6 protein-coding genes are annotated in these 11,339 nt (G+C 39.9%); all 6 read right to left on the bottom strand.

All coding sequences use genetic code 11. The annotated features are described in order from the left end of the window. Nucleotides 1–10: 10 nt before the first annotated feature. Nucleotides 11–4,681 (bottom strand): SDR family NAD(P)-dependent oxidoreductase, encoded by a 4,671-nt coding sequence (locus tag JSQ80_RS26010; RefSeq protein ID WP_206097376.1) that lies wholly within the window; start codon nucleotides 4,679–4,681, stop codon nucleotides 11–13. Nucleotides 4,682–4,695: 14 nt separating this feature from the next. Then, the gene (gene fabD, locus JSQ80_RS26005; RefSeq protein ID WP_206097375.1) at nucleotides 4,696–5,946 is read right to left on the bottom strand and encodes an ACP S-malonyltransferase; all 1,251 of its coding nucleotides are present in this window, start codon (nucleotides 5,944–5,946) and stop codon (nucleotides 4,696–4,698) included. Between the two features lie 31 nt (nucleotides 5,947–5,977). After that, complete coding sequence (locus JSQ80_RS26000) at nucleotides 5,978–7,870, bottom strand: type I polyketide synthase (RefSeq protein WP_206097374.1); 1,893 nt, start codon at nucleotides 7,868–7,870, stop codon at nucleotides 5,978–5,980. Between the two features lie 16 nt (nucleotides 7,871–7,886). Further along, the gene (locus tag JSQ80_RS25995) at nucleotides 7,887–8,954 is read right to left on the bottom strand and encodes an ACP S-malonyltransferase (protein WP_206097373.1); all 1,068 of its coding nucleotides are present in this window, start codon (nucleotides 8,952–8,954) and stop codon (nucleotides 7,887–7,889) included. 108 nt (nucleotides 8,955–9,062) lie between these two features. After that, nucleotides 9,063–10,193, bottom strand: a complete 1,131-nt coding sequence (locus JSQ80_RS25990; protein ID WP_206097372.1) for an ABC transporter permease — start codon at nucleotides 10,191–10,193, stop codon at nucleotides 9,063–9,065. Continuing rightward, entirely contained in the window at nucleotides 10,190–11,338 is a 1,149-nt protein-coding gene (locus JSQ80_RS25985) for an ABC transporter permease (RefSeq protein WP_206097371.1), read from the bottom strand. Before JSQ80_RS25985 ends, JSQ80_RS25990 begins: the two co-directional genes overlap by 4 nt. Nucleotide 11,339 lies beyond the last annotated feature (1 nt).

The raw sequence follows: 11,339 nt of genomic DNA, 5'->3' as shown, positions 1-11,339 counted from the left end.
TCCCTCCTTATTAATTGCGCTTATTCAGCAACGCTAGTACCTGCTCCATATTCATATCACCTGCAACAAATTGGTCTAACATATCCTCTATGTTATTACCGCTTTCTTCCTTAATCGTTATCTTGTCGCTCTTCATTGTCTTTTTCTCTATATATTGCGCGATTTCTACTACTGTAGAATACACAAACATATCCGTAATCACGATGATACCGGGGTAGAACTTATCCAGTTCTTTTTGGAGATATGCAGCAAGCAATGAATTGCCACCCGATTCAAAAAATTTAGCATGGATATCTACTTGATCTGTACCGAGAGTTTGCGACCAAGCGTAGATTACATTTCTTTCAATGTCAGTAATATCGCTCATACTCTTCCCGATCACAACGATCTCTTTATCCTCGGGGTCAGTTCCCTTACTCCGATGACTCTGATCGTTACCTTTATAATTGCTACTATTCGCAAACACACTGATGATGGGTTTGTCGTGTTCCATTTGTAATGCTTTATAATCAATATCTCCGATCAGCACCTGAGGCAGCTTTGTTTTTAGAGCATGCCAGAACGCGGTGGCTCCTTCTTCATCATTAAGGAATCGCACATACACCCCTTCTTCGCGTATACCACTCGCTACCGCCATCCCTGATTCACGCCACCCTGTCCAATTAATAGTCAAACTAGGCAACCCTAATGCACGGCGGTAATATGAAAAACTATCCAGAAACGCATTCGCAGCGACATAATCGCTTTGTCCTGCTGCACCAAATATGGAGGCATAAGAAGAACACATCACAAAAAAGCTTAACGGATCCTCGCGCGTCAGTTCATGCAATATCCAGGTTCCGGCAATTTTCGGTCTTAAGACCGATTCATACGTTTTCCATGTCTTATTCATAATGAACCCATCTCCAGCAATACCCGCAGCATGTATCACCCCGCAGATCGCTCCATGTGTATCTCGTAATTGCTGTAATGTATCATCCATTTGTACATAGTTAGCAATATCGACCTGCATAATATCCAATGAATACCCTTGAGCCCAAAGGCTTTGCACCTGCTCCAGTTTCTTGCGCAGAATTGGATCAGTAGGATCCGATAGATGCGAAAACGTATCTCTTGAATAAGTTCTGTTAAGTAATACGACATGAATAGTAGGGTTAAGGCTGAATAAGTGCTGGGCAATGGCTAACCCCATGCCACCTAACCCACCTGTGATGATATAAACCCCGTTATCGATTAACGTCATTTGTTCATCATCAAGGGTTGTTCCTTGTGTGACATTGTGAAGTTGTTGCATATATTTAATATTTCTTCGATAGGACACAGCATGCAACGATTCATTGCTGAGCATGTCTTCGATCAGAACGTCTGCTGATGTATCGTTATCAATATCTATTACGCGTGTCTTAATGTTCGCATACTCTCTGCCAATCGAATTGACCATACCACTCAATCCGTAGCTCAACGGTTGAATCCATTCTTCCTCACCGGTTACTTTCGTTGCATTTGAGGTGAATATAACCAAGTTTATTGAATGACGAACATCTTGGTTAAGTAATTCCTTTACCAAATTAAATGTGCTTTTGAAGAGCAACTCCATCTCTGTTATAAGCTGTGAGACTGTTTGTATCTCTTCATGCATAAGCGAAGCAATATGAACAATATACTTAATATTCTCCTTCGCCAATGAAGATAGAATGGTATCAAAATCACATGCCTCTCCTAACTCTACTGCTATCATCCGCTCTCCAAAGTACTGTCGCATCTGCAACATCAAAAACGAATTGAGTTGCTCACGACGATACATTATGAGAATGCAATCGTCTTCCTTCACAACACTCACCGCTTTATCAAAGGGGTCAGGGCAAGCAATCCAGTGTGTCGTTCTATACTGATGTTGGGATGACTTCATAAAGTTCTCCTCATCATGGATTTTTTTAATAACATAATTGTTCAGTTCCCCAATGATACGACCATCCTCGTCCAGTAGCGTGACGTCAAAAGCCGCAAACTCCTCCGTTACACGATCTTGCTCTTTTAGCTTAATATAGCTATACATTCTAGGCGGAAGAGGTTGATAGAAGCGCGCTTGTTCACAGGAGAACGGCAAAAAGACATCGTTAATAATCAAATTGCCAGAATTAATCGCCGGATCAAGTAAAGACGGTAACAGTATATATTGATCCAATTCTGTTAGTAAGGCTTTATCAACTGAGAAATAAAGTAAAAGTTCTGTATCATTTTTATAAAGTGCCGCTAGATTGTTCCACTTATTCCCCTTAATTTCTACAATTGTTTTAGGTACCAATGATGTATGCTTATCCAGTACCTCACAACGAGCCATAATCGAAGGGATATCGATTGACATATTTTTAGGGGCTGCATGTTTTCTTGCGCGCACAGACACTTCTAAATGATGGATCCATTCACTTTCCTGATCGTTTTTACTAAAGCAATTCACCGTAATGACATCACGATCCTCCCTTATGACGGTATGAATCGTACGAGTTTCATGCCTGCCACAAGCAAACGGAACACAATATAATAGATTCTCAATATCAAATTGAGCATGTTTTAAATACCGAGTACTTACGAATACTGCCATTTCAAAAAAAACAGTGCCTGGTAAAACATGAACACCATTTATCATATGACATTTTAATTCCCAACATTGTTCAACATTCATCTTTGTCATATATACTTGCATACGATGGGTATCTAACACACATGTATGAACTAATGGATGAAGATTCTCTTTGCGAGATTCAAATAATTGTTTTTCCTGTCTAGACGGTAACGAAACCCAATATCTTTTGTGATCGAACGGATAAGTAGGGATGCTCAACTTACGTCGTTCTTTTCTGCCATATAATTGTTTCCAGTCAATAGTCGCGCCTTGGACATATAGTGCAATTAATGCATTTAATAAGTCCTTATATTGCTCTCCGTCCGACTCATGGATAATTTGCTGCGTTATTTCAGCAGCTTTTTGCGAAAGTATTTGCACCGTATTGCGGTCAATATATCCATCCGTAATATTGGAATCCGTTATTTTATGTTCGCCATAGACATAACTGTTATCGCTAAGATTTTTTGTAAAATTAATCGCTAAAAGATCTTCCGGAGTATGAAGAATCATCGCAAAACGACATTCAAAATGAACTCTCCCGACATTGGCGGTATAGCATAAATCATCAAGATTGCAGTTTGGCATTTGCGTTAAGTATTGCTTATACAGCTCAATGTAACGGCGAACGGTCTGTTCATTTTTGGCTGAAATCGTAATTATCCGAGACTGTTTTGGACTATGTACTGCACTGTCTACTTGGGGGGCTTCTTCTAAGATGAGATGGCAGTTTGTTCCGCTCATGCCGAAGGAACTAACACCACATCGTCTCGGATAATGCGTCGGCTCCCAATTACATAACTTATCATTCACATAAACAGGTGATGATGAAAAATTAATCTTTTGGTTAGGTGCTGTGAAGTGAAGCGTTGGAGGTAATTGCTTATGCTCTAGCATTAAAACTGCTTTAAGTAGCCCTACCGCTCCTGCTGCACTATCAAGGTGACCCACGTTACTCTTTACAGATCCGATTGCACAGAATTGTTTCTTGTCCGTCACTCGGCTGAACGCACGTTCTATACCGTTAATTTCCACAGGGTCACCAAGTTTTGTTGCTGTACCATGCGCTTCAATATAAGATATCGTCTCAGGGTTGATTCGAGCGTCTTTCCATGCCCCTCTTATGACAGATTCTTGAGCCTCAGCATTTGGTGCAGTAATGCCAACCGAAGCTCCATCTTGGTTGACACTTCCCCCTTTAATAACCGCATAAATATTATCGCGGTCGCGGACTGCATCGCGTAACGACTTCAGGATAAAACATACAACACCTTCTCCTGTGCCTGTACCGTCTGCATCATAGTTAAACGTCTTCGTTCTCGAAGAAGAAGACTCAATTCCCATCTTGTTCTCAATCACTTGTGGTGCGGGTGTTATTCTGAAGCGAACAGAACCCGCAATCGCCATTGTAATGCTACCATTTTTAATGTGCTCACAAGCCGTATGCACAGCTACCAAAGAGGATGAGCAAGTCGTATCAATATTAATTGCCGGTCCTTTTAGATTTAATATGTAGCTAATTCTACTTGCGATAATGGCATCCACATTTCCAGAAACTGAAATCCCGTACGTATGCGCATCACTCTCTTTCAGCAACGAACGGTAGGAATCAGGCGGACTTGTATAGCCTACAAACACACCTGTCGGACTTCCTTTTAAACAACCGCCACCATAGCCGGCATCCTCAAGCGCTGTCCAAGCCGACTCCAAAAACATACGTTGCGCTGGATCCATGAATTCAGCTTCCCGAGGTGAGATATTAAATACACTTGGATCGAATAAATCGATTCGATCCATATAAGCAGATTGTCCTAAATCTTCAGGTATTTCCTTCTGGTGCATGTACTGATATGATCGAACCGCATCCTCATATCGTTGTTGCGGAAAATCAGTAATCAAATCCATTCCATTACGGATATAATCCCAAAACTCTTTAACATTGTTGGCTTTTCCAACCTGTGCATGTAAACCAATGATCGCTATATCCTGGACAGAAGGTTCATGACAATCGGAATCGGATGGCGAATACGGTATTTGCTTAATCATATTCAAATCCACTGGATAGCCCCCTTCTATGTAATTGCATTGTAATCAAAATGCTCGAACATGGTTTCTGTATTGGAATCTCTGAATAACTCTTTTAATCTTGCGATCTGTTCTTCCCGGCTTGTTTGTTTCGTTTTGAACATCATTAGCAGCATCGTAATAGCTTGTTGCATCTCCTCTTCAGTAGCAGCTCTTCCTTCCTTCTCAATCTCGCTCTGAAGTGCACTTAACTTGTTATAAGGTTCAATAACTCCTCGTTGGTATTGTTCACTATCCCAATTGTTATTACGGGTAGCCGCAAAAATACCTAAACTTCTGGACAAAAACGGAATAGCACTATCCTGAATGTGTTTTTCAAGTTTTTCGATATCCTCAATATGGTCATAGGCAAATACAGGCGTGTCACCGAAAATGTTATTCATCAATTTTTTAAGTACGTGTCCCGGACCTACTTCCACGCCATACTTGATCATATATTTTTTCGCATAGAGCATGCAGTCTACCCAGCGAACAGGTGTGTAAATTTGCGCTGTAAGATTAGGAATGATATCCTCACTGCCAAGGTAAGGCTTAGCTGTTACGTTAGAAAGCACAGGTATCGTAAAATTATTAAACCGGTATTTATTAAGTTCTTCTTCAAAGAGCGTGGCGACAGGTTGCATAATACTACAATGAAATGGAGCGCTTACATTGAGATAAACAGATTTTATCCCCTCTTCATTCAGTACATTTACAACCTGATCAACAGATGTACGATGTCCAGAAATAACGGTTTGCGTACGTGAATTATAATTTGAGATACTTACCACTTCGTTTGATTGAGTAACCAAATGACAAATATGCTCAAGTTTCTCCACATCACGCATCAACACAGACACCATGCAACCTGCTTCCGGTGCAATCGCTTCTTGCATCAGCTCTCCCCGTTTACGCACAATTTTTACAGCATCAGCAAAATCAATGGCACCTGCGCAAGTGAGTGCAGTAATCTCACCTAAACTATGTCCAGCCATTAAGTCGGGTTTAATCATGTGCCTATCCATCAGTACACGAAACATGGCTACACTTGTTGTTAAAATCGCAGGCTGGGCATTATGTGTTAATGTTAAATTCGCTTGATCACCTTCAAAACACAACTTCTTTAGATCAAGTGACAATGCATCACTTGCTTCCGCAAATACATCTGAAGCGATTTTAGAATTCTCACATAGTGTTTTCCCCATCCCAACATACTGTGAACCTTGTCCTGGAAAATAGAATGCTTTTCTCATCATCATAGTTGATTAGACCGTTCATCAACGCCCTAATCTACCCTCCTATCCAACATTTAGATTGTGTAAAACAGTAACCTGGAACATCAATCAATCTGGGTTGTTCGTCATGAAACAACCTATTAAAATCAATGGTATAACCGTTCACATAGTACTCAGCTATTTCACGCATATCATACCTAGCAAGAGAAGATAGCATACCTTGCTCTACATCACGATTTTCTGCAACGCTCTTTCTGCTTTTCTTTTCATAGTAAATATCACGGCTCGATCTGTTATCGACGATCCATTGACTTAAAGTTTCATAGAGCTCATCAAATGTACGGTAAACAATCGCTAGGCGATACGGACTATAATGCTGGCGACGTGCTAGAATCGTATAGGAAAAATTAAGCACGTTAGCCGACTCCATATCCTTATATTGCTTTACAAATTCCGTAAATTTGCTGATTGTCTGTTGCAGAGAAACAAGCGTGTGCCCCGAAATGCAAAATAAATAGTGGTCTTTAATCCATGGCTGGAAATTCTGTTCATCAGGAATATACTCTTCAAATATGGTAAGTGCATTCCCCCCGCCATATCCACAAGAAAACGATGCAGCGATACGTTTTTTCCCTTCCTCAACTTTCCAGTCTTTTAATTTGTCGTTTATATAAAATGGCGAATTAATAAGATCCAAATAGGAGGAAGGAGTATCAAATTTATAGATAGGCGGTATCTGCTTATTCTTTAAGGCAAGCAAACAACACACAGCATTACTCAAGCCTAGCATTGCTTCTGAATAGCCTACATTCACACTCGATAGGCCAAGTGCACAATATTGTTTTTTCTGTGTTTGAAAGCCATTAATCAATCCTTTAACTTCTATCGCTTGTTCAATTCTTTCACAATACCCTTCACCGTCAACATACGTAATATCTTCCGGTCGTAGATTCGCATCGATAAGCGCTCCCTGTACGACTTGGGTAATCATTTCCGAACTTGTTTGCAGAAAGTCAACGGTCACCCCACCACTGTTATTTGTATGTATCCCCCTGATAATCCCATGTATCCGGTCTTGATCCGCCACAGCCTTATCAAGCGGCTTTAAAAACAAGGCGATTGCTCCTTCTCCTACATAGTTACCTCCAGGCTCATCATCATAGCCTTTACTCGCAATATCTGGCGCATGATGAAAAACTTCATTCAATACTGTTCTTTTATCAAGCAAATGCGAAATATTGATTCCCCCGACAAGTGCTGACGTAATTTTACCCGTTTCAAGCAAATTACAAGCCTCATAAAGCGCTAATGCACCACTAACACAGCTATTCTCAATCACCGTTGAAGGCCCTCGTAAATCAAATTGATTTGAAAGGCGTGTTGCAAGAAAGCTTGTCCAATTCAACATATACGATTTCATGTTAATATTATCGATATACTTAAGATAATTAGTTATTTGGTTAGCAGTAAAATTAGCGGCGATATACACACCTGTAATCTCATTTCTGCGGTCTGTGCTAAGATACCCCGCATCTTCAAGTGCCCGGTAAGCAACTTGAAGCATGATTCTATGGCTAGGTTCCATTAATGATGCATCTTCATGCGATATACCAAATAATTCATAATCAAACTGATCGATATCTGATAAGATGGCACCATAATGATAATTACGCTCATCTGTATCTAATCCACCCAATAATTGTGCGGCACGTGTTATTCTATCCTTTGGACATGCCTGTATTAACGTGCGCTTGTTCGATATTACATCCCATATGTCATTATAATTATCCGACAAAGGAGATTTCCAACTCATCCCAACTATGGCAACCGGTGTCTTTTGCGAATTCAGTCCCTTTAATAATTGACCCGCTTCTGCTTTATCTATTCTTCCGTCTTTGAACATGGAGATAACGAGGTCCATTGCAATCGTCTTTTTAGTTGTTATCATATTGTTCACTCCTTCCTTAAGACATACCACTAACCGGTGTGCCCTTTGTTACTAACGTGGTCTTATTCAAATCAATGAACATATCAACATCTTCAATGAGAGTTTCTTCCTGAAGATCGGATAGTCTTAGGTTTACCTCATTTGCATCAGTCTTTTTTCCATGCATAATTTGCATAAAATAGCGGCTTGCATCTGCCATATCTGAGTCGGAAGGTTGTTCATTGGAAGACGAGTACTTTTCATAGATGTCTTTCAACTGATTGAATGGCGTAATGACATTTTGAAGATAATCCATATCGTCAAAATTATGGTTTGGTACACTAACTGCAACTCCTAACATCCTTGACAACAAATACGTCCTATTAAATAACTTTCTTTTCTTAAACAGTTCTGTCGAATAATAAGGGTCGCCTTCATAATCCATGGTAAGAACACGTGCTGCAGGCTCAACATCTAATACCTGAGGACGCAACATGTTGGAAGGACCTATTTCAATGTAACGATAGATACCTTGGTCCGTCATATATCGAATCGTATCTTTCCATCGGGTCTGGGTATAAGGTTGCAACATTAACCTCACAACATCTTCACTGTCTGTATATATTTTTCCATCCACAGCGGTGACAACGTTTTTAACATGCCGTTTTAATGGCAGCTTTGCAATAAGTTCCTGTAACCGAAACGATAGTTCTTCCTTATTTGATGCATCGTTTTGGGACAGCGTAATTTGACTATGTTCTACAATAAAATGAAGTGCATCTGAAAAATCAACTGCCCCTGAACAAACTAATGCCGACAGTTCTCCTATATTGTGACCTGCATAATACTTCGCCTTACTATTAAATACGTCTTGAAATACAGTAAAAAACGCAATGCTCGTTGTCAAAATAGCTGCCGGCACAAATGTTTTATCATTGAATTCCGTAATATCACCGTACATAATTCGTTCCCGCAGATGGTAACCTAGACACTCGTCAGCAATATCATAAACCCTTTTTGCTGATGCATAGTTGTCATACATGGATTTCCCCATTTTTAAATATTGTGATCCTATGCCTGGCAGTAAGATCGCTATGTTGTGCATAAACGCGCCCTCCTTGGATGTTAAGACAGGTCGTAATCCAATAGATTACGACCTGTCTTTGCATACCATTTACTTTTTTGATCTACCACAATTGTTTCTATGTTCATATCACGTCCTTACCTTTTCATTCCTTACGATAAAGGAAACAAATATAAGCAGAGCTGCAAAGCTAAGCATATATATCAGTTGCTGTGAAGAAGCAGCAATACCTTTCCCGGCTATAACATCTCTACCTGCTTGCAAAAACCATGTCGTCGGAAAAAAATCTCCGATCTGCTGCGCAAATTTAGGCATAATCTCCCTCGGCCAAAAACAACCCCCCAGCATTAGCATAGGAAAGTAAATGAAAGTCGAGAGCGAACCAGCCATTAGGCGGGTGTTCGAGAATCTACTGATTGCTACACCTAGAGCGACACAAACAAGGGAGAAAGCCAAGCACACGAGCAACACTTCTTGTTTCTGCTCAGAGGTCTGCCCAAATGGAAAATCTACTATGCTAGATATAATGCTCAGTAACAATACGGATTGAATAGCAGCGATCACAAAACATGCCAGCATGTTTTGTATGAGATAACTAAATCTTGATACGGGCGTAACTGCAATACGATCATACACACCTGATAATTTATCTTGCAAGATTAAACTGGTGGAGAATGTCATGAGAAATATCATACCAGAAGCAATAAATCCTAATGATTTTACCGCATTGCTGACGTCTCGTTCTGAACCTGCATACTTAAGCGCACTTTCATATGTAACGTTAAACGCGCTGTTCTTGTAGTCGTCCATGCCTTGGTAAAAAATCTTCTCATCACCTCCAGACGCTCTTGCAATTTGTTTTGCAGAAGATACATAGCTTGACACATACACTTTTACAGGACCAAAGATGTCAGTACCTGCTAAGTCATAGATTAATACAGAGACGTCCTCACCATTCAACAAGCTTTCGGTGAATCCCTGCTGAAAAAGCAACCCACCATCTAGTTCTGAATTAATAACCATGCTTTTGACATCATCATTGCTCGTCAGATTGATAATCTCGTACTGCCCCTTCAATTGTTCTATAAAATCTTGAGTGAACAAGGTATTGTCTTCATCTATTATCCCAACTTTATATTGAACTTCCTGAGATGTCGCCACAATCAAAAAAACAGTCAATAAAATCGGTATAACAAAAATAAACAACAAACTCCAACCCTTCTGGAAAACACGTCTAATACAATTAAGAAATATTGTCATTCTACCGTCCTCCTCGAAGCAGCCAGGCTTACAAGCACAAATACGACACAAATTAATATCATTAATCCAATATTAATAAGTGCCTGTTCCACTTGATTCCCATATACGACATTGAAAAGAGCAGTCTTGGCGTAATAGCTTGGTGATAGATAGGCAACTGATCCAAAGTCCACGATTACAAAACCGCCAACGATGAAAGTCCCACCCAGCGTTATAAAATTGGATAATGATTGTGCTTTTTGAATGTCACGTGTAATAATAACCAGCATCAACCCAAGTAGTGTAACGAGTATGGATAATATAAACAAAGTAAGAAGTACAACTATAATATGGTTTCCCCAATCCACACCATATACGTACTTTGTAAACAAGAGTAAGATGACCCCTTGGAAAAATGTCACCAATGACAAACCAAGTGCTTTGCCAATATATTGTACATACGGTTTCACAGCAGACAAGCGCATTCGATTACCTAAAGTGCCCAAATAGTCTTCAGACGCCATAAAAATACCGTATTCTTGCCCGTATAATAATAGCATCAGTATCATCGCTATGCTGTAATACCCCATCGCAGTCGTCGCTTGCAAACTTGAACTTGTTAAGGATTGTTCTTTGACATTCTCTTCATTATTCTTCTGCGGTTCGGAACCCATCGCATCGACTTCTGTTTGTCCTGTTATGTTGTAAATAACGCTAGACGTATTCATCAAATTGGTTAGACTACTAACAATGTTCTTAACAACCATCGTAGGTACACCGTAATCTGTTGACAAATAGACATTGACGACATGGGGGAGGTCTCTATCGTCAGAGAAATTATCAGGAATATAAATAATGGCATCTGCTTCATCCTTATTCATAAGAACTTTGCCATCATCTAATGACGTAACCGGCTTTAGTTCCGCAAGCTGAGTAACATCATTTGAATGTAAAACAGCATCAAAAATAGCGCCATACCTGCCTGAATCAAGGTTTGCATAAGCTATTGTGACCTTACCCAATGACTTTTGTATATCATATGTACTACCGAATACCGAACCCAAAATGAGGATAATGATAGCATAAGTAAGCAAATTAATCAAAATTGCTTTTGGATTCATGATCATCCGTTTAACCGCATAGAACATCTGGAACAAAATATTCATT

The sequence above is a fragment of the Paenibacillus apiarius genome, assembly GCF_017052585.1.
Taxonomy (GTDB): Bacteria; Bacillota; Bacilli; order Paenibacillales; family Paenibacillaceae; genus Paenibacillus_B; species Paenibacillus_B apiarius.
The sequence above is the reverse complement of the archived record's forward strand: the minus strand, read 5'-3'. Positions and strand labels throughout refer to the sequence as shown.